Source organism: Agromyces fucosus, from assembly GCF_004134865.1.
GTDB lineage: Bacteria > Actinomycetota > Actinomycetes > Actinomycetales > Microbacteriaceae > Agromyces > Agromyces fucosus.
This window is the reverse complement of the sequence record NZ_SDPO01000002.1, coordinates 297483-319568: the sequence shown is the minus strand read 5'-3', so window position 1 is coordinate 319568 and position 22086 is coordinate 297483. Positions and strand designations below refer to the sequence as shown.

The following is a 22086-nucleotide window of genomic DNA, read 5'->3' as shown; positions in this document are numbered from 1 at the left end:
GGGCGCGTCGCGTCAGCGGCCGAGCAGCCGCCGGCCGACGATCATGCGCATGATCTCGTTCGTGCCCTCGAGGATCTGGTGCACCCGCAGGTCGCGCACGACCCGCTCGATGCCGTACTCCGAGAGGTAGCCGTAGCCGCCGTGCAGCTGCAGCGCGCTGTTCGCGACGGTGAACGCGGCGTCCGTCGCGAAGCGCTTCGCCATCGCGCACCTCGAGGTGGCGTCGGGCAGCCGGGCGTCGAGCGCCTCCGCTGCATCGTGCACGAGCAGGCGGGCGGCGTGGAGGTCGGTCGCCATGTCGGCGAGCGTGAAGACGACCGACTGGTGGTCGCTGAGCGGATGCCCGAAGGTCTCGCGCTCGCTGACGTAGCGGAGGGTCTGGTCGAGCGCCCACTGCGCGCCCCCGATCGAGCAGGCGGCGATGTTCACGCGGCCCCCGTCGAGTCCCGACATCGCGATCGCGAAGCCATCGCCCTCGGCCCCGAGACGGTTGCCGACGGGAACCCGCACCGCGTCGAGCACGACCTGTCGCGTCGGCTGGGCGTTCCAGCCCATCTTCTTCTCGTCGGGGCCGAACGAGAGGCCGGATGCCGCGGCGGGCACGATGATCGCGCTGATGCCGTGCGACCCGGGCTCCCCAGTGCGAGCGAAGACGAGGTAGACCGCCGACGATCCGGCGCCGGAGATGAACTGCTTCACGCCGTTCAGCACGTACTCGTCGCCCTCGCGCCTGGCGGTCGTCGTGATCGCCGCGGCATCCGACCCGGCCGACGGCTCGGTCAGGCAGTAGCTGCCGCGGTTCACGAACGTGGTGAGCGCCGGAAGCCACTGCTCGCGCTGCCCGTCGTCGCCGTACCGGTCGATCATCCAGGCGACCATGTTGTGGATGGAGACGTAGGCTGCGATCGCGGTGTCGCCCTTGGCGAGCTCCTCGAAGATCAAGGCGGCGGTGAATCGGCCGAGCTCTGACCCGCCGACGTCCTCGCGCACGTAGATCCCGCCGAGTCCGAGCCGGCCCGCGTGCTCGAGCGCCTCGATCGGGAAGTGCTTCGCCTGATCGCGCTCGTTCGCGTACGGGGCCAGCTCGGCCGCCGTGAAGTCGCGGACCGCGTCGACGATCGCGAGCTGGTCTTCGGTGAGTGCGTTCCCCATGGCCCCCTCGGCCTTCGTCGCTGCCGGTGAGGCCGAGCCTAGTCCGGCGCGTGACGCCGCGGACGGACGGGCTGCTCCGTGTCGCCGCCCAGCGGTCGGAGGCGGCCGAGCGGTGCCCGACGTACCATGGCAGGGTCACGCCCGAGCATCGGACGGGAGGCGCCATGGTCCAGGTCCGGGTCATCGGAATCGCGCTCGATTCCCTGCAACGCAACCTCGTGCTGCTGAAGCCGCTGCACGAGGAGTCCGGGACCGGGCTCGTGCTGCCGGTCTGGATCGGCACGCAGGAGGCCACGTCGATCCTCATCGCCCTCGAGGGGCGGCAGGCGCCCCGGCCGCTCTCGCACGACCTCATCGCAACGCTGTTCACCGCCGTCGGCGCAGAACTCCGCCGGGTGGACCTGACGCGCATCGACGAGGGCACGTTCTTCGCCGAGATCTCGCTCATCACGCCCTCGGGCCCCCAGACCATCGATTCGCGCCCGTCGGACGCCATCGCGCTCGCGCTGCGCGCCGACGCGCCGATCTGGGTGGCCGACGACGTGCTCGAAGCGGCCGGCATCCCCGCGGAGATGGTGGACTTCGCAGCAGAGTCCGGCGACGAGGCGCGGCTCGACGAGTTCAAGCGGTTCCTCGACGATGTGGATCCCGAGGACTTCCAGGGCTGAGCGGCGGAGGGCTTCAGTCGCGACGGCGGTGCTTCTCGCCCAGCGCCCAGATCGCGAGCTCGACGCGATTGCGCGCACCGAGCTTCGTCATGAGGCTCGCGACGTGCGTCTTCACCGTGCTGAGCGAGATGTGCAGCTCGCTCGCGATCTCGGTGTTGCCGAGGCCGCGGGCGACGGCGGCGAGCACCTCGCGCTCACGGGCGGTCGGTGGTTCGAACGGCCGGGCGGGCTGCGAGCCGGGTCGCGTGGTCGACGACGGCGAGCCCGCCGATCCCGTGCCGGCGAAGGCCTCGAGCAGCCGCACCGTCACGTTCGGCGCGATCAGCGCGTCGCCGCGGGCGGCGGCGTGCACGGCCTCGGCGAGCATCGTCGGGCCGGCATCCTTCAAGAGGAAGCCGCGGGCGCCGGCTCGGAGTGCTGCGTAGACGTACTCGTCGAGGTCGAAGGTCGTGATCACGACGACGGGGATCGGCTCCGCGACATCCGGACCGGCGAGCGCCCTCGTGGCCTCGAGCCCGTCGGTGCCCGGCATGCGGATGTCGAGGAGGCACACGTCTGGCCGCAGGCGCCGGGCGAGCGCGATCGCCTCGGCGCCGTCGGCGGCCTCGGCGATCACCTCGATGCCGGGCTGCGTGTCGAGGAGCACGCGGAGGCCGGCGCGCACGAGTTCCTGGTCGTCGGCGATCAGCACGCGCACGGTCATGTCGACCACCCGCTGCGGGGGAGTGCGGCGACGACCGTCCATCCGCCGTCGGGTGCCGGGCCGGCGGTGCAGGTGCCCCCGAGCAGGGTCGCGCGCTCGACCATGCCGACGATGCCGAAACCGGGCGAGGCGGATGCCGCGGCGTCACCGTCGTCGTGCACGTCGAGCCGGATCCCGGCGTCGTCGACCCGCACGAGCACCTCGACGCGGGTGGCACCGCGTGCGTGGCGGCGTGCGTTCGTGACCGACTCCTGCGCCATGCGGTAGACGGCGGCGCCGATCGTCGGCGGCACGGACGCGAGGTCACCGGTGAGGTGCACGTCGACGTGCGGGGCACGAGCAGCGGCATCGGCGGCGCCGGTCGAGTCACCCGAGGCGAGCGCGCCGAGATCGCCGAGGCCCGGCCCCGGCGCGAGCTCGGCGGCATCCGCTCGGCGCAGCACCCGCACGATCGAGCGCATCTCGGCGAGGGTGCGCGACGCCTCGCCCTCGATCGTCCGCAGTGCGGCGGCCGCGGCGGCCGGATCGGTGGGCGCCAGCGCCGTGCCCGCCTGCGCCTGGATCGCGATCGCCGAGACGTGGTGGGCCACGGTGTCGTGCAGGTCGCGTGCGAGCTGCTCGCGCTCGTCGAGCTTCACCCGATCGAGCTCACGGGCTCGCGACGCCGCCCGCCAGCGGAGGCCGGCGCCGAGCGAGACGGTGGCGACGAGCACGGCGGTGCCGCCGATGAGGTCGGTCGGCGTCATCGGCCCGAAGGCGAGGGAGAGCGTCGTCGAGGCGGCGAGCAGCGCGGCGCCGGCGATGCGGGCACGACCGTCGCCCCACCGGAACGCGGCGTAGACGAGCAGGAGCATGTAGGCGGTCGACACGAACTGCGGGTCGCCGCCCGTCGCGACGGCGACCACCGCGCCGGTGCCGAACGCGATGACGAGCATGAGCAGCGGCCGGGTGCGGCGCCAGAGCAGGGTCGGCACGAGGGCGATGAGCACGACGGCCCAGAGCCAGCGCCACGCCACCTCGGTGCGCAGCGCCGCCTCGAGCAGTACGAGCGGCGGGATCACGGTCACCAGCACCCAGTCGCGCCACACGCGACGGGGCGGCGGCGGTGATGCGGCCGGCGCATCCCACAGCGAGCGGACGGGGCTCGTCATGCCCCTCATCGTAGGGCTGCGGCGGCACGAGCGGATCGGCCGGAAGGACGGAACATGCCGCGCGCGTCGCGGCGCCGGATGACGATCTCGGCGACGGCGAGGTTGATCACCCAGCCGGCCGCCATGAGCGCGGCGCGCACGTTCACGTCGGGCTCGCCGAAGAGCAGCAACCACGGGAGCATCGTGAACACCTGCGTGCCGGCCGCCAGGCCGATCGCGTACCCCCGGGTCATCCACGCACTGTGCCGGCGGATGTCGCCGCGACGCACGGCCACGACGGCGACGACGATGCTCCCGGCCATCGCGGTGCCGAACACCAGGCGGATGACGCCGAGCGCCTGACCGTCGGAGGCCGGCAGGTCGGAGAAGACCGTCAGCCAGAGGCCCGACACAGCGGCGAGGAAGCCCGCCGGCGCCGCGATGCGCCCCGAGATGCGATGCCAGCGGTGCCGACGCAGCGACGGTGCGAACTGCAGGGCGCCGAGCAACGCGAAGACTGTCGCGCCGACGATGTGCACGACGACCGGGGCGGGGAAGACGACGAATCGCGCGTTGTCGGCCGTCACGACCGGATCGCTCGCGAGCTCGGTGAGCCGCATGCTGCCGGCGACGACCGGCACGAGGCTGAGGAGGATGAGGCCGGCCGGCGCGAGCCACTCCCGGCCGGGGTGCCGGGTCGTGCGCGGAACGGTGGGGCGAGCGGATGCTTCGGTCATGACCCGATGCTCGCGGGAACGGTCGCGCTCGGCATCGGGCGATCGGCCCGATCGGTCTCATCCCTTCGGCCGAGGCGCGCCGCCGCCTCCGTCGGTCGAGTAGGCGCGCCAGCGCCGTATCGAGACCACGCCCGCGCGACAATGGCTGACATGGATGCCTCCCTCCCCGCCCTCACCGAGATGCCCGCGCCGCAGTACGTGATGTCGGGCGACGGCATCCGCATCGCGACCTACCTGTGGGGCGACGACGACGCACCGACCGTGCTGTGCGTGCACGGCTTCGCCTCGAGCTGCCGCGACAACTGGGTGAACACCGGCTGGGTGCGCGACCTCACGCGTGCCGGCTACCGCGTGCTCGGCATCGACCAGCGCGGTCACGGTGCGAGCGACAAGCCGCACGAGGCATCCGCCTACGGCATGGACGCCTTCGTCGACGACATCACGACCGTGCTCGACACCTACCTGCTCGACACCGTCGTCTATGCCGGGTACTCGCTCGGCGCGCGCGTGGGCTGGCAGGTCGCCGTGCAGCTGCCGGATCACGTCGAGCGCGCCGTGCTCGGCGGCATCCCCGACGGGCGCCCCCTCGCGCGACTGCAGATCGAGCAGGCGCGGGCGTTCGCCGACCACGGCACCCCGGTCGAAGACCAGGTCACCCGCAACTACGTGACCCTGGCCGAACGCGTGCCCGGCAACGACCTGCGCGCGCTCGTCGCGCTCGCCGAGGGCATGCGCCTCGGCGACGCCGACCCCGATGTCGCGCACCCGCCGCTGCAGCCGATCCTCTTCGCCACGGGCAGTGAGGACGCGATCCTCGCGCAGTCGAAGCTGCTGGCGCGCGCGACGCCGAACGGCACGTTCGTCGAACTGCCGGGGCGGCACCACTTCAACGCGCCGGGCTCGCGGGTGTTCCGCGAGGCCGCGCTCGAGTTCTTCGGCGCGCCGGCCGCCTGACCGCCGTCGCGCCTCAGCCGGCCGAGCCCGACGCCGCCGCTCGCGCTGCAGCCGCGGCGCGCTCGACCCACTTGGGTGTCTCGCCGTAGCGCTGGAACGAGACGAGGCGGCCGGCCGCGCTGTCGTCGATGAGCTGCACGAGCCGCCGTTCGCGAGTGGCCTCCTGTTTCGCGGTCAGCACCCAGTGCGTCGCCTGACGGCGGTACGTCGGGGTCGCGGCCTGCCAGAATGCGGATGCCGCGGGGTTCGCGGCGAGCCGCGCGGCGGCCTCGGCCGGCAGCTCCTGATCGGGGTTCTCGTGGGAGTAGATGCCCGAGCGGTCTTCGCGCCGTCGCTCGAAGGCCGCGAGACCCGCCTCGTGCATGCGCCCAGCAGCGGTGAGCTGCTCGACGAGCGCGATGTTGACACTCGACCAGGTGCTCGCGGCCTTGCGTGGGGTCCACCGCTGGCGGCGCGCGTCGTCGTCGATGCGCTGGGAGACCGAGTCGATCCAGCCGAAGCACAGCGCCTCGGGCACCGCCTGCTCCCACGTCAGCCCGCGATCGGGTACGTGCTTCTTGTACAGGCCCATCCAGAGCTCGGTCGCCGTGTCGTGGTTGGCCTCGAGCCACGCGCGGAACTCCTCGGGCGAGGCGAAGAAGCGTGCCGGACGCTCGGGAGTGCCGCCGGGAGTGCCGATCTCCGTCGTCATGCCCCGAGTCTGCCAGCACCCACTGATGTGCTGGGCCCACGTGCACGAGATCATGCGTTCGAGCTGGTGCGCACGACGGCACCGCGGACTAGTTTGGAGGCGTGTCCGCACCCGCGACCGACGCACGGGCCGCTCACGCCGACGGCGTGGAGCGACTGCTGGCGAGCTATCGGGCGGTGCCGGCGGGTTCGCCGGTGCGACTCGCCAAGCGCACCTCCAACCTCTTCCGGTCGAGGGCCGCGACGGATGCCCCCGGCCTCGACACCTCGGGTCTGACGCACGTCATCGCGGTCGACGTCGAGGCGCGCACCGCCGACGTCGCGGGCATGTGCACCTACGAGGATCTCGTCGCGGCGACGCTGCCGTTCGGGCTCGCGCCGCTCGTCGTGCCGCAGCTGAAGACGATCACCCTCGGCGGTGCCGTGACCGGCCTCGGCATCGAGTCGACCTCGTTCCGGAACGGCCTGCCGCACGAGTCCGTGCTCGAGATGGACGTCCTCACCGGGGCCGGGGAGGTGCTCACGGCATCGCCGACCGAGCATGCCGACCTCTTCCGCGCCTTCCCGAACTCGTACGGCACCCTCGGATACGCGGTGCGCCTTCGCATCGCGCTCGAACCGGTGCTCCCGTACGTCGCGCTCACCCACCTGCGATTCCATGCGATCGACGAGCTCGTCGCCGCGATGACGGCCATCATCGACACGGGCCGGCACGACGGCGTCGACGTCGACTCCCTCGACGGCGTCGTGTTCAGCGCCGAGGAGTCGTACCTCTGCCTCGGCCGGCGTACCGCGGCATCCGGACCCGTCAGCGACTACACCGGACAGCGCGTCTTCTACCGCTCCATCCAGCACGACGACGGCGCTGCACGCGACCGGCTCACGACCCACGACTACCTCTGGCGGTGGGACACCGACTGGTTCTGGTGCTCCGAGGCGTTCGGCGCGCAGCATCCGCTCGTTCGCCGCCTCTGGCCGCGCCGGTACCGAGGCAGCCGCTCCTATGCGAAGCTCATGCGCCTCGAACGCCGCTACGACCTCGGCAACCGCATCGAGGCGCTGAAGGGCCTGCCGCCCCGCGAACGCGTCATCCAAGACGTCGAGGTGCCGATCGAGCGATGCGCGGAGTTCCTCGACTGGTTCCTCGAGCACGTGCCGATCGAGCCGATCTGGCTGTGCCCGCTGCGCCTGCGCGGCGACGACGCCTGGCCGCTCTACCCCCTCGAGCCGCACCGCAGCTACGTGAACGTCGGCTTCTGGTCGACGGTGCCGGTCGGCGCGAGCGAGGGCGAGACGAACCGGCGCATCGAGCGCGAGGTCAGCGCGCTCGACGGCCACAAGTCGCTCTACTCCGACGCGTTCTACGAGCGCGCCGAGTTCGACGCGCTCTACGGCGGCGACGCCTATCGCGCCGCGAAGGTGCGGTACGACCCCGATTCACGACTCCTCGACCTCTATGCGAAGGCGGTGCAACGACGATGACGACGCTCTGTGCATCACGACTCCTCGACCTCTACGCGAAGGCGGTGCAACGACGATGACCACGACCAAGGGCACGGCGGCCGAGACGACGGCGACGGGCGACCAGCATGAGGCGACGGATGCCTCGGGCAAGCTCACCCTCGCCGAGATCCTCGAGATCTTCGCCGGCGGCCGGCTGCCGCTGCGCTTCACCGCCTACGACGGCAGCTCGGCCGGGCCGGCCGACGCGGCACTCGGCATCGAACTGAAGAGCCCGAGGGGCACGACCTACCTCGCCACCGGCCGCGGCGACCTCGGGCTCGCCCGCGCGTACATCGCCGGTGACATCGACATCCACGGTGTGCACCCCGGCGACCCCTACGAGCTGCTGAAGGCGCTGGCCGACGAACTCGTGTTCAAGCTGCCGCCGCCGCGCACGATGGCCCATGTCATCCGCTCGATCGGCCTGGAGCACCTGCGCCCCATCGCGCCGCCGCCGCAGGAGGCGCCGCCCCGCTGGCGGCGAGTGGCCGAGGGCCTTCGGCACTCGAAGCACCGCGACGCCGAGGCGATCCACCATCACTACGACGTCTCGAACACCTTCTACGAGTGGGTGCTCGGGCCCTCGATGACCTACACGTGCGCGTGCTACCCCGACGCCGGGGCCTCGCTCGACGAGGCGCAGGAGAACAAGTACCGGCTGGTGTTCGAGAAGCTGCGCCTGCAACCGGGCGACCGGCTGCTCGACGTCGGCTGCGGATGGGGCGGCATGGTGCGATACGCCGCGCGCCGAGGCATCCGCGCCCTCGGTGTCACGCTGTCAGCGGAGCAGACGGCATGGGCGCAGCAGGCGATCGTCGACGAGGGGCTCGGCGACCTCGCCGAGGTGCGGTACGGCGACTACCGCGACATCACCGAGACCGGGTTCGATGCAGTCTCCTCGATCGGCCTGCTCGAGCACATCGGGGTGCGCAATTACGCGTCGTACTTCACGTTCCTGCAGTCGCGGCTGCGTACCGGCGGGTTGCTGCTGAACCACTGCATCACGCGCCCCGACAACCGCTCCGAGCCCGCGGCGAAGGGGTTCATCGACCGCTACGTCTTCCCCGACGGCGAGCTCACCGGCTCGGGCCGCATCATCACCGAGGCGCAGGACGTGGGCCTCGAGGTGATGCACGAGGAGAACCTGCGACTGCACTACGCGATGACGCTGCGCGACTGGTGCGCGAACCTCGTCGCGCACTGGGACGAAGCGGTCGCCGAGGTCGGGTTGCCGACCGCGAAGGTGTGGGGCCTGTACATGGCCGGCTCGCGTCTCGCATTCGAGACCGGCGGCATCCAGCTGCACCAGGTGCTCGCCGTGCGACCCGACGAGCGCGGCGGCAACGGCGACCTCCCGCTCCGACCGTGGTGGACGCCGTGAGTCACTGAGCAGCCCCGCTCACACGTTCGCGCCCGGCCGATGCGATCGGCCGGGCGCGAATCGTTCAACGCGAACGGGTCAGGGAGCGACCGCGATCGAGAAGATGTGCATCGTCGCGTTCGTGGGCAGTACGACGAAGTCGACCGTCTTGCCCGCCGTCAGCGGCACCGAGTGCGCGAACATGCGGTACTGGTAGGCGGCATCGCCGTAGCCGCTCGGTCGGTTGCGGCCGTTCGTCGAGATCGCGAGTTCGGCGCCGTGCGCATTCTCGTCGTGGAACGACCAGTTCGGGAATCCGATCGCGCCCGAGCTCGTCGTGCCGTCGGTGTAGAAGACGGTCGCCGTGCCGGTCGCGCCGAGGCTCGATCCGGAGCCGAGGAAGACGAGGCGCTGACCCTGCCCGCTGATGCGGAGCGCCTGCCCGGCCGCCGTCACGTTGTCGGCGGTGCCCGGCTGGGACGCCGGCATCGTCAGCGTGGCGCCGAGCGCCTCGAGCGTCGCTCCCGGCGCTGCGCCCACCGCGGCGAGCTGCTCCGCCGAGAACGTGTTGCCCTCGCCGTCGAAGTTGCCGGCGGTCGTCTGCGACAGGGCCGTGATGCCCACGTTGTTGTAGAGCGCGGCGAGCGAATCGGTCGGCGGGCTGGTCGGCATCGCACGGATGCCGGTCGCGCTTCCGGCACCGTCACCGCCCTTGTACGTGACCGTCGCGGTGAAGATGCGCAGCGCGAAGCCGGGGCGCTTCTCGGGGATGCGGATCTGGAACGTCGCGGTCTGCTCGCGGCCGGGCTTGATCGCGTCGAGCTTCTGGCTCGACGGGACGACCTGCCAGCCGACCGGGCCGGCGAACGAGACGGCGACCGAGCTCATCTTCTGCGCCGAATCGTTCGACACCGTGATCTCGACGTCGGCGATCGTCGGCCCGTCGAGACCGACCTCCGGAACCGTGACGGTGATCTCGGGTGCGGGCTCGGCGGCGTCGGATGCCTCGGGTGCGGTGTCGCTCGGCTTCGACGACTCCGGCGCGGGAGCGGCCGACTCGGGCGTTTCGGCGGCCGGCGCATCCGTCTCGGGCGCTTCGGTGGCCGGGGCATCCGATTCGGGCGCTTCGGTCTGCGGCGCCCCGGTTGACGGAGCTTCGGTGGAAACGGGCGACTGCGTTGTCGCCGGCGACTCCTCGGCGAAGGCACCCGCCGCGGTCGACCAGGTGGATGCCGCGAGCACGAGCACGCCGGCGACGGCGGCCCGGCGAAGGAACTTCATGGACATGTTCTTCCTCTCAGCTGATCGATCAGACGACGGCGGGCATGGCGGATCGCGTGGAATCGAGCCCGAGGCGCAGCTTCTTCCACTCGCCGCGCGTGAAGTCGGGCACCTCGACCGGCTTGCCGCCCTTGTCGAGCGACATCACGCTCAGTGGTACGGGTGCGCACCAGGCGGCGGAATCGTAGACGTCGATGTCGGGCACGAGGCCTGAGCGCATCTGCTGCACGATCCGCCACTGCAGGATGTAGTCCATGCCGCCGTGGCCGCCGCCGGCGGCCGGACCCTCGAGGTCCTTCCAGAGCCAGTGGTCGAACTCCGTGCGCATCGCGCTCGCCCCGCGCCAGGTGTCGCCGCCGTGGTACGGCTCCGCGTAGATGCGGGCACCCGTCGAGTCCGCGCCGACGTAGTCCTCGAAGATGCCGCGGCTGCCCTCGAGCGTGTTGATGCGGCTGTACGGTCGGGGTTGGCTGACGTTGTGCTCGGCGCGGATCGTGCGGCCGTTCGCCGTCGTGATCATGCACGTCACGAGGTCGCCGTTGATGTACTCCTCCTTCCACGAGCGGTGGTCGCGCGGAACGAAGCGCTCGCGGTAGTCGGCGAGGCCGCGCGCCGCGGTCGCCGTCGCGGTCAACGTCTCGAGGCGGTCGCCCCGGTTGATGTCCATGGCCGCGGCGATCGGGGCGAGCCCGTGCATGGGGTAGAAGCTCGCCGTGCTGCGGGTGTGCCAGAGGCGACGCCAGTCGTCGGTGTAGTAGCCGTCGGCGAACAGCAGGGAGCGGAGGTCGTGCAGGTAGCCGCCGTGTCCGCTCGTGACGTCGCCGAAGACGCCCTCGTGCGCCATCTTCAGCATCGTGAGCTCGTTGCGCCCGTACGAGCAGTTCTCGGCGAGGAACAGGTGCTTGCGTGTGCGTTCGGAAGTGTCGACGAGGTCCCAGAGCTCGTCGAGCTCGGTCGCGATCGGCAGCTCGATGGCCGCGTGGGCTCCCGCGAGCAGGGCGGCCTTGCCGTGCGCGTGATGGAACTCCCACGGCGTCGCGACGTACACGAGGTCGAGCTCTTCGGTGTCGAGCATCTTCTGGAAGGACTCGTCGCTGCCGCCGTACTCGCGAGGTCGCGGCTTGCCCTTGCCGGCGACCCGGTCGGCCGCGGTCGTTGCGCGATCGGCACGGATGTCGCACACCGCCGTGACGGCGGTGCCTGGCACGTCGACCCATCCGTTCAGCATGCCCATGCCGCGGTTGCCGAGGCCGATGAGGCCGATCTTGACGACGTCGACGGCCTCGAAGGGCTCGTTCGCCATCGAGGTCGCGCCGCCCTTCCTGGCGGGGATGATCGCCGCGTTGGCGACCGAGGGGACTACGGCGGTGACGGCGACGCCGGCGAGGAGTCCGCCGAGGAGGTTTCGCCGGCTGAAGCCGAATGCCCCCGGATCCCGATCCGCGATGATCGGCTCCTCCGTGGGGCGGGGGGTGGTGAGAAAACGCGTCATGACACTCTCCAAGTCGGTCAGGGAACTCGGTGAAGCTCGGTAATCCCATACCTTGCTGGCCTGATCGATTCGTGTCAAGAGTTGATCGAAGATTGCGCTATTCGATCATTATTGATCAGTCAGGGTGCGTGCCGATCGGAGGATGTGGCCGGGTACTGCTGAGCGAACGACGTGGCGCGGCGCGCGGAAAGGCAGCCTGATCTGGGGGAGAGCGGGCGAAGATAGGCCCGACCCCAGCGGGTGCACCGTGAGCGGATCCTGCTCGTTCGCTCGCGGCACCGGCGGCGAGCGCGGCCGTCAGGAGCGCGAGTCGTCGGCGCTCGCCGCGGCGACGCACGCCTCGAGCGCGACCCACGCGAGCATGGCGCACTTCACGCGCATGACGTACTTCGAGACGCCGTGGAAGGCGATCGCGTCGCCGAGCAGTTCTTCATCGGCCTCGCCCGCGCCCTGGGAGCGCATCATCGTGCGGAACCCGTCGATGAGCTCCCGCACCCGCTCGAGCTCCGCGCCGGCCGCGAGCTCGGTGAGCGCCGAGGCGGAGGCCATCGAGATGCTGCAGCCGTCGCCGGTCCAACCGATCTCGTCGAGCACGGTGCCGGATGCGTCGAGGCGGATGCCCATCGTGATCTCGTCGCCGCACGTGGGATTCAGCTCGTGGTGCGTCGCGTGCGGCTCGGCGAGTTCGCCGTCGCCGAGTCGTCGCCTGGAGTGGTCGAGGATGAGCTCCTGGTACAGGCCCGAGAGGTCGCTCATGCGCCGACCCCGAAGAAGCCGCGCACCTCGGCGAGCGCCGCCGCGAATCGGCGCACCTCGTCGGCCGTCGTGTAGACGTAGGCGCTCGCGCGCGTCGTCGCCCGGAGTCCGAGCCGCCGGTGCAGGGGCTGGGCGCAGTGGTGGCCGACTCGCACGGCGATGCCCTGCGAGTCGAGGAACTGGCCGACGTCGTGGGCGTGCACACCGGGCACGTCGACGCTCACGAGCGCAGCACGGGGGCTGCCGGGCGGCGGGCCGACGAGTCGCACGCCGGCGACGCGCGACGTCTCGTCGACGAGCAGCCCGGCGAGCGCCTCCTCGTGCGCGTGCACGCGCTGCATGCCGAGGCCGTCGAGGTAGCGCACCGCCTCGGCGAGGGCGATCGCCTGCGAGACCGGCTGCGTGCCCGCCTCGAAGCGCTGCGGTGCCGGCAGGAACGACGCCGACTCCATCGTCACGGTGGTGATCGTGGAGCCGCCCGTTCGCGCGGGCGGCAGTGCGTCGAGCAGGTGCTCCCGGCCGTACAGCACGCCGATGCCGGTCGGGCCGAGCATCTTGTGCGCCGAGAACGCGGCGAAGTCGACGCCGAGCTCGGCGAAGTCGACGGGGCGGTGCGGCACCGACTGGCAGGCGTCGAGCATGACGAGCGCGTCGTGGCGGTGGGCGAGCTCGACGACCTCTGCCGCGGGCGCGAGGAACCCGGTGACGTTCGAGACGTGCCCGAAGGCGACGAGGCGGGTGCGGGGTCCGATGACGGATGCCGCGTCGTCGATCGACCACGTGCCGTGGTCGTTCACGGGGATGAAGCGCAGCGTCGCACCGGTCTTCGCCGCGAGGCGCTGCCACGGGATCAGGTCGGCGTGGTGCTCGGCCTCCGTGACCACGATCTCGTCGCCGGCGCCGAGCCGGAAGATCTCTGTCTCCGGCCCGCCGATGCCGGCCGAGGCATCCGCCATGCCGAGGGCGACCATGTTGATCGCGTCCGTCGCGTTCGAGGCCCAGACGATCTCGCGGCTGCCGGCGCCGACGAAGCGCGCCACCGTCTCGCGCGCCTCCTCGAACGCGGTCGTCGAGGTGCCGACGAGGGTGGACGCGCCCCGGTGCACGGCGGCGTTCGCGTGCTCGAGGTAGGCGCGCTCGGCGTCGAGCACGGCGATCGGTCGTTGCGCGGTCGCGCCGGAGTCGAGATAGGCGAGCGGATGCCCGTTCAGCTCCTGGTCGAGGTACGGGAAGTCGCGACGGAGATCCGTCGGTAGCAGACCGTCGATGGTCGTCGTTCGATCGAGGGTCACTGTTCCTCCCAGCGGGCCGCGCAGGCAGTCGCCTGCACCCTTCCAGTCTGACGCAGTTTCGATCGGTGATCGCCGTGAGACGGGTCATCCGTCATCTCACGCGCCCGGAATGCGTTCGGCGCGCCGGTTCGGATACCGTGGCGGTATGCCCCGGAGCGTGAGTGAGCGCGGCGACCGCGACGACGAGGTCGACCTGCTGATCGACGCCTGGTCGCACCGCCTGCCGGGGGTCGACCTGACACCGCTCGATGTCATGTCGCGGCTCCGGCGCGTGGCGAATCGCCTCGGGCGGCTGCGTGCGGCCGCCTTCAGCGGCGCGGGGCTCGCCGTCTGGGAGTTCGACGTGCTGGCCGCGCTCCGCCGCGAGGACCCGCCGCACGAGTTCAGCCCGGCGCAGCTCATCGAGGCGACCATGATCGGCAGCGCCGCCATGACGAACCGGCTCGACAACCTCACGCGCCGAGGCCTCGTCGAACGCCGGCCGAACCCGCGCGACGGCCGGAGCGTGCTCGTGCGGCTGACCGACGAGGGCGCCACCCGCGTCGATGCCGCCATGCGCACGCTCGCGGAGCGCGAGGCCGAGGAACTCCGCGGCCTCAGCCGCGAGGAGCAGGCGACGCTCGCCGCCCTGCTGCGGCGGCTCGCGCAAGACCCGGAGTGACGGCAGCGGATGCCGCGGCATCCGCCCTCCCGATCGTGTGGGAGGTTGAGAGCATGACGTTCGCGACGCTCGAAGCCGGTGGTTCCACGTTCATCCTTCGACGCGCACGGCGCGGCGACCTCGCCGCCCTCATCGCGCTGATCGCCGCGGACTCGCTGCGCGCCGCCGAGGAGACGCCCGACCCGACCGGGGCGGAGCCCTACCAACGTGCGTTCGAGGCCATCGACGCCGATGCTGCGCAGACCCTGACGGTGCTCGAGACCGCCGACGGCCGGGTGGTCGGCACCATGCAGCTCACCGTCATCCCCGGGCTCGCGCGCCGTGGGGCGACACGGATGCAGATCGAGGCGGTGCGCGTGTCCGAGGAGCTGCGGGGCCTCGGCCTCGGCTCCGCGATGATCGCGTGGGCGATCGGCCATGCGCGCGATCAGGCGGTCTCGCTCGTGCAGCTGACGTCGGACGCCCGCCGCGTCGACGCGCATCGCTTCTACGAGCGGCTCGGGTTCGCGGCATCCCACGTGGGGTTCAAGCTCTTCCTCTGAGCTGCTCCGCCCGCGGGCGGCTGGCGTGAGTGGCACGACGTGCCTATTGTGCACGACGTGCACATCGGCGAGGATGGCTGCACTGTCCGCCGATGAATCGGAGCTGCGTCGAAGATGACCGAGAACATGACGATCGACCTGCTCGTGGTCGGATCGGGAACCGGGCTCGCCGCCGCCCTCTCCGCGCACGAGCAGGGCGCCGAGGTGCTCGTGGTCGAGAAGACCGCGTTCGTCGGAGGCTCCACGGCTCGATCGGGCGGGGCGTTCTGGATCCCCGCCAACCCGGTGCTCGAGGCGTCCGGCGCGAAGGACTCGCTCGAGCGGGCCCGCGAGTACCTGAGCGCGGTCGTCGACGGAACGAGTCCGGCGCCCCGCTGGGAGAGCTTCCTCGAGCACGGCGCCGACACCGTGCGCATGCTCGAGCGCACGACGCGCATGCGGTTCGCATGGGCCCAGGGCTATTCCGACTACCACCCCGAACTGCCCGGCGGCTCGCCCGCGGGCCGAAGCTGCGAGTGCCGACCGTTCGACGTCGCACGGCTCGGCGCCGAGCGAGCACGGCTGCGGCCCGCCGTCATGGAGGCGCCGCTCCCGATGCCCGTGACCGGCGCCGACTACAAGTGGCTGAACCTCATGGCCAAGTCACCGGTGCGCGGCTTCGGCGTCGCGATCAAGCGCGCGATCCAGGGCATCGGCGGCAAGCTCATCGGGCGCGAGTACGCCGCAGGAGGTCGCGCGCTCGCCGCGGGGCTCTTCGACGGCGTCGTCCGCGCCGGCATCCCGGTGTGGACGGAGGCGGGCCTCGAGCGACTCGTCACCGATGGTGACGGGGCCGTCGTCGGCGCCGTCGTCACGCGCGACGGCCGGGAGATCATGATCACCGCCCGGCGCGGCGTGGTGCTCGCCGCCGGCGGGTTCGACCACGACCTCGCGCTGCGGCGCACCGCGCAGTCGGCTGCGCTCGAGGACTGGAGCCTCGGCAGCGACGGCAACACCGGCGACGCGATCCGCACCGCGCAGGCACTCGGCGCGGGCGTCGCCCTGATGGACCAGGCCTGGTGGTTCCCCGCGATCGCCCCGCTGCCCGGCGAGCGTCCCGTCGTGATGCTCGCCGAGCGCTCGCTGCCCGGCTCCTTCATCGTCGACGGCGCGGGCACGCGATTCCTCAACGAGGCCGAGGACTACATGTCGTTCGGTCACGACGTGCTCGAGCGCGAGCGCGAGGGACGGCCGGTCGGCGCCATGTGGCTCGTGTTCGACCAGGAGTATCGCAACAGCTACCTGCTCGGCGGCCAGGTGTTCCCGCGCATGTCGCTGCCGAAGGCCTGGTACGAGCACGGCATCGCCGTGCGAGGCTCCTCGTGGACGGAGCTCGCGGAACGGATGGGCGTTCCGACCGCCGCGCTGGGAGAGACGGCCCGCCGTTTCGACGAACTCGCCGCAGCCGGCGTCGACGATGACTTCGGTCGCGGCGCCAGCGCCTACGACCGCTACTACGGCGACCCCACGATCGCGCCGAACCCGAACCTCCGACCGCTGAACCCGGCGTCGCTGTACGCCGTGCGCGTCGTGCTCTCCGACCTCGGCACGTGCGGCGGCATCACCGCCGACGCAGCGGGGCGGGCGCTCGCCGAAGACGGCGCGCCGATCCGCGGCCTCTACGTGATCGGCAACGCGGCGGCCAACGTCTTCGGCGAGAGCTATCCGGGCGCCGGCGCCACGATCGGCCAAGGGCTCGTCTACGGGCACATCGCCGCGAGTCATGCGATGGCGGCGCGAACCGTCGACTCCCAGCGCTGAACTCCGTCGCACGGGGGATCCGCGAGGCGGCGCGCGTGGTTAGCGTGGATCGCGTGAGCGATGAACGTGCCGACCCGACCGTCTCGACGACCTCCGATGCCGCGACACCCGATGCAGCGCCCGGAGCTGCGCGCGAAGCGGCGCCCGAGTCCGGGCACAGCGAGGCGACCCGCGTTCCCTGGGCTGCGGTCGCGGTCTTCGCGGTCGTCTCGTGCGGGCTCGCCTGGGCCGTCGCCTCGCCGCTCTGGGTGCGCGGGCTCGGCATGACCGACCCGCTGCTGCCGGTGATCGCCGCCGCCATGATGCTCACCCCGGCGATCGCCACGGTCGCGGCGCTCCTCGTGGAACGGCGACAGCGCGGGCGCCGCGGCGCACGAGGCATCCTGCGCGACCTCGGCATGTGGCCGCTCCGCCCGCTCGGTCGCACCCTCGGCATGTCGGCGGTCGCGATCGTCGCACTACCGCTGCTCATCGCCGCCGGGCTGGCCGTGGTCGGCCTGCTCGACCTCGCGCGCTTCGACCTCGTGGGCTTCTCGGGCTTCGCCGAGCAGCTCGAGGCGATGCTCCCCGCCGGCACGCCCGCCCCGCCGATCATGCTCCTCGTCACGATGCAGCTCGTGATGATCCCCATCGGGGCGATCATCAACGCGCCGTTGGCGTTCGGCGAGGAGATCGGATGGCGCGGCTGGCTGCTGCCAGCACTGCGGCCCCTCGGGGTGTGGCCGGCGCTGCTCCTCAGCGGTGCGTTCTGGGGCTTCTGGCACTCGCCGCTGATCCTGCTCGGCTACAACTTCGGGCTCACCGACGTCAGTGGTGTGCTGCTCATGATCCTCGCCTGCATGGTGCTCGGCGTGCTGCTCGGCTGGACCAGGCTCCGCACCGGGTCGGTGTGGCCGGCGGTGTTCGGCCACGGGGCGTTCAACGCTGCGGCCGGTCTCGGAGCGCTCGTCGTCGCCGCCGACTCGCCGGTGCCGCCGGCATGGCTGGCGGGACCCGCCGGACTCATCACGTGCGCCGTGATGGCCGCGGTCGTCGCGGTGCTCGTCGCGGCAGGGCAGTTCCGTCGCGACCGGCTCGACGCCCGGCTCGGCTGACGCCGGCTCGGCCGAGGCCTGCCCGGCTACACCGAGCGCCCGTCGAACCAGCGCAGCACGCGCAGGGCGCGCAAGGTGTTCCAGCGGCTCGGTTCACCCTCGGAGGCGTCGACGGCGAAGAACACCTGTCCGTTCCATGGGGTCCCGGCGAGCCAGCGGCCGTCACCGCCCCGCTGCGCGACCATGAGTTCGACGGCATCGGCGACGCGCGGGTCGGGCCGGTCATGGGCGGAGCGGAAGTAGTCGAGCGCGCGCAGCACGTCGTAGGTCCAGTACGGCGGGAATTTGAGGTTCGCGTAGCGGGGGAGCACGATCTCGCCGGTCGACCGCCGTCGGAACAGGCCGCGTTCGAGCAGGTACTCCTCACCGAGACGACGGGATGCCGCGATCTCGGGCGGTGCGCCCGGCACCGAGCGCTCGTAGGCGGCGAGCCCCTCGATCACGCACAGGGTCGAGTCGAACGAGGAGCGCTGCGACTCCTCGACGGGCTCGCAGTTCCAGCCGCCGTCGGGGAGCTGCTCCGCCAGCAGTCGCTCGATGATGCGGTCGCTGCCGGCACCGAGTTCACCGAAGTACGCGGCGAGCGCGAGCACCCCGCCGTTCACGCACTCCTCGACCTCTCCGTGGAAGAACGGCAGGTCTCCCCACTCCCGCCAGACGACGCCGTCGCGGACCCGGGCGATCGCGGAACGGGTCTCCGGGGCATCCGGGTCGATGCCGAGGCGACGCAGCAGGTGCAGGGTCCACATGACGCTGCGGCGATCGCCGTCGATGCCGTACTCCTGGCCTCCCCAGTAGCCGTCCTCGGCCTGCAGGGCCAGCAGGCTCGCGCCCCAGCCCCCGGTCGCGATGCGGGCGCGCTCGCCGGCGGTGTCGCCCGGCGGCGCGTCGAGCAGGTCGCGCATGACCTGCCAGCGGATCGCCGGATCGGAGTCGAGCAGCCATTCGGTGACATCCATTCGCCCATGTTCGCGGACTTCGGGCGCGGTCGCCAGTGGCGGCGGGTCTCCGCTCGCAGCGCGGCGGCTCAGGCGTCGAGCGGCACGTAGTCGAGCTCGAGGAAGTCCTCGACCTCGGGCACCCAGCGGTCGCGCACGAACGCGACGTGCACGGGGTGCACGTTGTAGGCGTCGTAGGCGGCCTGGTCGGCGAACTCCATCGAGAAGCCGTACGAGAACCCGTTCTTCGAGCTCACCTGACGGAGTTGTTCGAAGCGCTCGACCCCGGGGATCGCGGCGAGCGACTCGGCTTCGGAGAGGAACGAGCGTTCGTCGGCGGAGCCGGAGTCGTGGCGCAGGCGGAAGGCGACGGTGTGACGGATCATGACCTCACTGTAGGGCCGTGCAGAGGTCGGTGACGGCCGAATACCGACGGAGTGTTGACGGAAAAAATACCCCTCCCTAGCGTTGGGCAGCACGTGCCAGAAGCCTCGACGAGGAGTGTTCCATGCCAACCAGATTCCGTCTCGCCGCTGCCGTGACGGTGGCCGCCGTCGCGTTCGCGGCGGTGCCGGTCGCCGCCTCGGCCACCGAGCCGACATCGGCCGCCACCCCGACGACCGGCTCCACCGCGCTCGCCGCGATGCCGGCGAACCTCGCCCTCGAGGCTGTCGCAACGGCGTCGTCGACCGAGCTCGACGAAGCGCGATTCGCGCCCACGCAGGTCAATGACGGCGACATCTCGACGCGATGGTCCTCGAAGTACGTCGACGCGAGCTGGCTGCAACTCGAACTCGCCGAGCCAGCCGACGTCGCAACCATCGTGATCGACTGGCCGAACGCGTGTGCGCGCTCGTATCGCATCCAGACCTCGGTCGACGGCGTGTCATGGACGACCGAGGCCGAGCGCAGCGCGCAGGTCACCTGCCCGCGCATCGACGAGATCAGCATCGACGTCGACGAGCCCGTCGGCTTCGTGCGCATGCAGGGCGTGACGCGCTGGTCGACGTGGGGGTACTCGGTCTCGGAGTTCCGCGTCTACGACCAGCCGCTGCCCGAGCCCCAGCCGCAACTGCCCCTCGTGCCGGCGCCCGTCTCGCTCGAGCGCGCCGAGGGTGCGTTCGTGCTCGCCGACGACATCGGGATCGAGGCATCCGGTGACGCTCTCGACGCGGCCGAGTACCTCGCCGAGCTGATGCGGCCGAGTACCGGACTCGCGCTGCCGATCGCGGCACCAGGCGAAGCCGGCGAGCGTGCGATCGAGATCTCGGTCGCTCCCGGCAACGCGCCCGCCGGGCACGAGGCCGAGGGCTACACCCTCGATGTGACCGCAGCCGGCATCGAGCTCGCCGCCGACACCCCGGCCGGGGCGCTGAACGGGGTGCAGACGCTGCGTCAGCTGCTGCCGGCATGGGTCGAGTCCGATCAGGTCACCGACATCGAGTGGTCGGTGCCGTTCGTGGCGATCAGCGACTACCCGCGCTTCGAGCACCGGGGTCTCATGGTCGACACGGCGCGCAGCTTCTACACCGTCGACGAGGTCAAGCGACTGATCGACAGCGCGGCACCGCTCAAGCTCAACCGCCTGCACCTGCACCTGACCGACGACCAGGGCTGGCGCATCGCGATGGACGTGCCGGCGGAGAACCCCTCGGGCATCGACTACGACGCCCTCACCACGATCAGCGGCGCGACCGCGATGACGTACAGCCCGACGGGCACCCTCATGGGCACCGAGCTCGGACACACCGGCTTCTACACGAAGGAGGACTACCGCGAGATCGTCGAGTACGCGGGCGAGAACGGCATGACCGTGATCCCCGAGATCGACCTGCCCGGCCACACGAACGCCGCCCTGCACGCGATTCCGCAACTGAACTCGGCGGGCTCGAACCCGAAGCCGCTGCCCGGTGAGACCACCGCTCCGCACCAGGGCACCGGCCAGGTCGGCATCTCGACGTTCGATGCGGACAATGAGCACACGTACACCTTCATCACCGAGGTGCTGCGCCAGGTCGCCGAGCTCACGCCGGGCGAGTACCTGCACATCGGCGGTGACGAGGCGCACACCACCTCGCACGAGGACTACGTCGAGATGGTCGACTTCGCCACCGCGACGGTCGCCGACCTCGGCAAGACCGTCGTGGGATGGAACGAGTACGCGAGCACGAACCTGCCGCAGGATGCCGCGGTCGTGCAGCTCTGGACCGGCAACGGGGCGTCCACGCGCGACGCGGTGGACACCCGCGGTGCGAAGGTGATCCTGTCGCCCGCGAACAAGACCTACATGCCGCAGAAGCAGGACTCCCGCCAGCCGCTCGGCGGCACGTGGGCGTGCGGCGGGCCGTGCACGCTCGAGAACGCGTACAACTGGAACCCGGCGACCCAGATCCCGGGCGTCGCCGAGGAGTCGATCCTCGGCGTCGAGGCGGCGTTCTGGGGCGAGTTCATCCGCGGCGTCGACCAGGCGCAGTTCTACACCTTCCCCCGCCTCCTGGCGACGGCCGAGGCGGGCTGGACCCCGCAGGACGGCAAGGTGCTCGCGGAGTTCATCGACCGGGTCGGACAACTGGGCCCGCGCATGACCGCACAGGGTGTCAACTTCTTCCCGACCTCGACGGTCGACTGGCGGGTCGATGCCGCCCCCACCGTCGCGGGCGGCGGAGATGCGGCCGTCGGGTCGACGGTCGACATCGGATGGCGCGTGATCGCGCCCGACACGGCGGCAGCGGATGTCGCGGCCGAACTCGTGTGGGACGACGGGCAGCGCCAGCCGGTCGCACTGGTCGGCACCGCCGTGACCGACATCGCCGCGATGACGATGAACTCGGCCTACGCGGGCACCTCGGGTCGCGGCTTCGAGACGGCGGGAGCGCACGTCGGCCGGCTCGAGGTGACCGTCGGAGGCGGCGAGCCGGTCCTGGCGGGCGAGGTCTCGGTGACCGTGGTCGATGCCGGCCTCGACCTCGACACCGTCGTGACCAGCAGGTGCGTCGCGTCGAAGGCCGTGCTCTCGGTCAGGGCGACGAACGGCGAAGACGTGCCGCTCGCGGTGACGTTCACGTCGCCGTACGGCACGAAAGCCTTCGAGACTGTGGCGGCCGGCAAGAACGCGTTCCACGCCTTCTCGACCCGCTTGTCCGAATCGCCGGCCGGCGAGGTGTCGATCGAGGCGACCGCCGTGATCGACGGCGTTCCCGTCTCCACCACCTCGCAGGTGCCGTACGAGGCGCGGTCGTGCGGGTGACGCGTGATCCGCTGAGCGGGCGATCGGTTCTGCCGGTCGACCCCTGAACGAAGGGCACTTGGTCGTCGACCAAGTGCCCTTCGTCG

20 protein-coding genes are annotated in these 22086 nt (G+C 71.4%); 9 read left to right on the top strand and 11 right to left on the bottom strand.

The window, feature by feature from the left end:
• Positions 1-12: 12 nt before the first annotated feature.
• Positions 13-1152, bottom strand: coding sequence for an acyl-CoA dehydrogenase family protein (locus tag ESP57_RS07275; protein WP_129231087.1), 1140 nt, complete (start codon positions 1150-1152; stop codon positions 13-15).
• A 164-nt stretch (positions 1153-1316) separates the two neighbouring features.
• On the opposite strand from ESP57_RS07275, the gene ESP57_RS07270 reads away from it, so the two are divergent.
• Complete coding sequence (locus ESP57_RS07270; protein WP_056005327.1) at positions 1317-1820, top strand: bifunctional nuclease family protein; 504 nt, start codon at positions 1317-1319, stop codon at positions 1818-1820.
• Positions 1821-1833: 13 nt separating this feature from the next.
• On the opposite strand, the gene ESP57_RS07265 is transcribed toward ESP57_RS07270, so the two are convergent.
• From ESP57_RS07265 to ESP57_RS07255, 3 genes are read right to left on the bottom strand one after another with little or no spacing between them, the layout of a single operon-like run.
• Positions 1834-2523, bottom strand: coding sequence for a response regulator (locus tag ESP57_RS07265; protein WP_115959707.1), 690 nt, complete (start codon positions 2521-2523; stop codon positions 1834-1836).
• Positions 2520-3674, bottom strand: coding sequence for a sensor histidine kinase (locus tag ESP57_RS07260; protein ID WP_129231086.1), 1155 nt, complete (start codon positions 3672-3674; stop codon positions 2520-2522). Before ESP57_RS07260 ends, ESP57_RS07265 begins: the two co-directional genes overlap by 4 nt.
• A 5-nt stretch (positions 3675-3679) precedes the next feature.
• Positions 3680-4390: a DUF2306 domain-containing protein gene (locus tag ESP57_RS07255; protein ID WP_129231085.1), complete on the bottom strand. Its 711-nt coding sequence runs from the start codon at positions 4388-4390 to the stop codon at positions 3680-3682.
• A gap of 150 nt (positions 4391-4540) precedes the next feature.
• On the opposite strand from ESP57_RS07255, the gene ESP57_RS07250 reads away from it, so the two are divergent.
• Positions 4541-5344, top strand: coding sequence for an alpha/beta fold hydrolase (locus ESP57_RS07250; protein ID WP_056005318.1), 804 nt, complete (start codon positions 4541-4543; stop codon positions 5342-5344).
• A gap of 13 nt (positions 5345-5357) precedes the next feature.
• On the opposite strand, the gene ESP57_RS07245 is transcribed toward ESP57_RS07250, so the two are convergent.
• Positions 5358-6035 (bottom strand): YdeI/OmpD-associated family protein, encoded by a 678-nt coding sequence (locus tag ESP57_RS07245; protein ID WP_129231084.1) that lies wholly within the window; start codon positions 6033-6035, stop codon positions 5358-5360.
• 101 nt (positions 6036-6136) lie between these two features.
• On the opposite strand from ESP57_RS07245, the gene ESP57_RS07240 reads away from it, so the two are divergent.
• Together ESP57_RS07240 and ESP57_RS07235 are read left to right on the top strand one after the other, a co-directional pair.
• Positions 6137-7516, top strand: a complete 1380-nt coding sequence (locus tag ESP57_RS07240; protein ID WP_129231083.1) for an FAD-binding oxidoreductase — start codon at positions 6137-6139, stop codon at positions 7514-7516.
• A gap of 55 nt (positions 7517-7571) precedes the next feature.
• Positions 7572-8918 carry a class I SAM-dependent methyltransferase gene (locus ESP57_RS07235; RefSeq protein WP_129231082.1) on the top strand — a complete coding sequence of 449 codons (1347 nt, stop codon included), beginning with the start codon at positions 7572-7574 and terminating at the stop codon, positions 8916-8918.
• Between the two features lie 78 nt (positions 8919-8996).
• Here the strand turns inward: ESP57_RS07235 and ESP57_RS07230 are convergent, their stop codons facing one another.
• From ESP57_RS07230 to ESP57_RS07215, 4 genes are all read right to left on the bottom strand, one after another.
• A complete protein-coding gene (locus ESP57_RS07230; RefSeq protein WP_129231081.1) occupies positions 8997-10178 on the bottom strand; it encodes an NEW3 domain-containing protein in 1182 nt (393 codons plus the stop codon).
• A gap of 28 nt (positions 10179-10206) precedes the next feature.
• The gene (locus ESP57_RS07225) at positions 10207-11670 is read right to left on the bottom strand and encodes a Gfo/Idh/MocA family protein (RefSeq protein WP_129231080.1); all 1464 of its coding nucleotides are present in this window, start codon (positions 11668-11670) and stop codon (positions 10207-10209) included.
• Positions 11671-11967: 297 nt separating this feature from the next.
• Entirely contained in the window at positions 11968-12426 is a 459-nt protein-coding gene (gene sufU / locus ESP57_RS07220; protein WP_129231079.1) for a Fe-S cluster assembly sulfur transfer protein SufU, read from the bottom strand.
• Positions 12423-13718 (bottom strand): SufS family cysteine desulfurase, encoded by a 1296-nt coding sequence (locus tag ESP57_RS07215; RefSeq protein WP_243648443.1) that lies wholly within the window; start codon positions 13716-13718, stop codon positions 12423-12425. Before ESP57_RS07215 ends, sufU begins: the two co-directional genes overlap by 4 nt.
• Before the next feature lie 145 nt (positions 13719-13863).
• On the opposite strand from ESP57_RS07215, the gene ESP57_RS07210 reads away from it, so the two are divergent.
• From ESP57_RS07210 to ESP57_RS07195, 4 genes are all read left to right on the top strand, one after another.
• The gene (locus tag ESP57_RS07210) at positions 13864-14379 is read left to right on the top strand and encodes a MarR family winged helix-turn-helix transcriptional regulator (RefSeq protein ID WP_056005308.1); all 516 of its coding nucleotides are present in this window, start codon (positions 13864-13866) and stop codon (positions 14377-14379) included.
• 53 nt (positions 14380-14432) lie between these two features.
• Positions 14433-14921: a GNAT family N-acetyltransferase gene (locus tag ESP57_RS07205; protein ID WP_129231078.1), complete on the top strand. Its 489-nt coding sequence runs from the start codon at positions 14433-14435 to the stop codon at positions 14919-14921.
• 114 nt (positions 14922-15035) lie between these two features.
• Complete coding sequence (locus tag ESP57_RS07200) at positions 15036-16721, top strand: 3-ketosteroid-delta-1-dehydrogenase (RefSeq protein ID WP_129231077.1); 1686 nt, start codon at positions 15036-15038, stop codon at positions 16719-16721.
• 53 nt (positions 16722-16774) lie between these two features.
• On the top strand, positions 16775-17815 hold the full coding sequence (locus ESP57_RS07195; RefSeq protein WP_165877401.1) for a CPBP family intramembrane glutamic endopeptidase: 1041 nt from the start codon (positions 16775-16777) through the stop codon (positions 17813-17815).
• Positions 17816-17841: 26 nt separating this feature from the next.
• Here the strand turns inward: ESP57_RS07195 and ESP57_RS07190 are convergent, their stop codons facing one another.
• On the bottom strand, positions 17842-18774 hold the full coding sequence (locus ESP57_RS07190) for a prenyltransferase/squalene oxidase repeat-containing protein (protein ID WP_129231076.1): 933 nt from the start codon (positions 18772-18774) through the stop codon (positions 17842-17844).
• 68 nt (positions 18775-18842) lie between these two features.
• Positions 18843-19139, bottom strand: coding sequence for a Dabb family protein (locus ESP57_RS07185; protein WP_056005299.1), 297 nt, complete (start codon positions 19137-19139; stop codon positions 18843-18845).
• Between the two features lie 122 nt (positions 19140-19261).
• Here ESP57_RS07185 and ESP57_RS07180 point away from each other — a divergent pair, with 122 nt between their 5' ends.
• Entirely contained in the window at positions 19262-22000 is a 2739-nt protein-coding gene (locus ESP57_RS07180) for a family 20 glycosylhydrolase (protein ID WP_129231075.1), read from the top strand.
• Positions 22001-22086 lie beyond the last annotated feature (86 nt).

What these genes read in the sequence shown, in the direction of transcription:
- ESP57_RS07275 (WP_129231087.1), bottom strand. Translation starts at nt 1,152, where the DNA reads ATGGGGAACGCACTCACCGAAGACCAGCTCGCGATCGTCGACGCGGTC.
- ESP57_RS07270 (WP_056005327.1), top strand. Translation starts at nt 1,317, where the DNA reads ATGGTCCAGGTCCGGGTCATCGGAATCGCGCTCGATTCCCTGCAACGC.
- ESP57_RS07265 (WP_115959707.1), bottom strand. Translation starts at nt 2,523, where the DNA reads ATGACCGTGCGCGTGCTGATCGCCGACGACCAGGAACTCGTGCGCGCC.
- ESP57_RS07260 (WP_129231086.1), bottom strand. Translation starts at nt 3,674, where the DNA reads ATGACGAGCCCCGTCCGCTCGCTGTGGGATGCGCCGGCCGCATCACCG.
- ESP57_RS07255 (WP_129231085.1), bottom strand. Translation starts at nt 4,390, where the DNA reads ATGACCGAAGCATCCGCTCGCCCCACCGTTCCGCGCACGACCCGGCAC.
- ESP57_RS07250 (WP_056005318.1), top strand. Translation starts at nt 4,541, where the DNA reads ATGGATGCCTCCCTCCCCGCCCTCACCGAGATGCCCGCGCCGCAGTAC.
- ESP57_RS07245 (WP_129231084.1), bottom strand. Translation starts at nt 6,035, where the DNA reads ATGACGACGGAGATCGGCACTCCCGGCGGCACTCCCGAGCGTCCGGCA.
- ESP57_RS07235 (WP_129231082.1), top strand. Translation starts at nt 7,572, where the DNA reads ATGACCACGACCAAGGGCACGGCGGCCGAGACGACGGCGACGGGCGAC.
- ESP57_RS07230 (WP_129231081.1), bottom strand. Translation starts at nt 10,178, where the DNA reads ATGAAGTTCCTTCGCCGGGCCGCCGTCGCCGGCGTGCTCGTGCTCGCG.
- ESP57_RS07225 (WP_129231080.1), bottom strand. Translation starts at nt 11,670, where the DNA reads ATGACGCGTTTTCTCACCACCCCCCGCCCCACGGAGGAGCCGATCATC.
- sufU (WP_129231079.1), bottom strand. Translation starts at nt 12,426, where the DNA reads ATGAGCGACCTCTCGGGCCTGTACCAGGAGCTCATCCTCGACCACTCC.
- ESP57_RS07210 (WP_056005308.1), top strand. Translation starts at nt 13,864, where the DNA reads ATGCCCCGGAGCGTGAGTGAGCGCGGCGACCGCGACGACGAGGTCGAC.
- ESP57_RS07205 (WP_129231078.1), top strand. Translation starts at nt 14,433, where the DNA reads ATGACGTTCGCGACGCTCGAAGCCGGTGGTTCCACGTTCATCCTTCGA.
- ESP57_RS07200 (WP_129231077.1), top strand. Translation starts at nt 15,036, where the DNA reads ATGACCGAGAACATGACGATCGACCTGCTCGTGGTCGGATCGGGAACC.
- ESP57_RS07190 (WP_129231076.1), bottom strand. Translation starts at nt 18,774, where the DNA reads ATGGATGTCACCGAATGGCTGCTCGACTCCGATCCGGCGATCCGCTGG.
- ESP57_RS07185 (WP_056005299.1), bottom strand. Translation starts at nt 19,139, where the DNA reads ATGATCCGTCACACCGTCGCCTTCCGCCTGCGCCACGACTCCGGCTCC.
- ESP57_RS07180 (WP_129231075.1), top strand. Translation starts at nt 19,262, where the DNA reads ATGCCAACCAGATTCCGTCTCGCCGCTGCCGTGACGGTGGCCGCCGTC.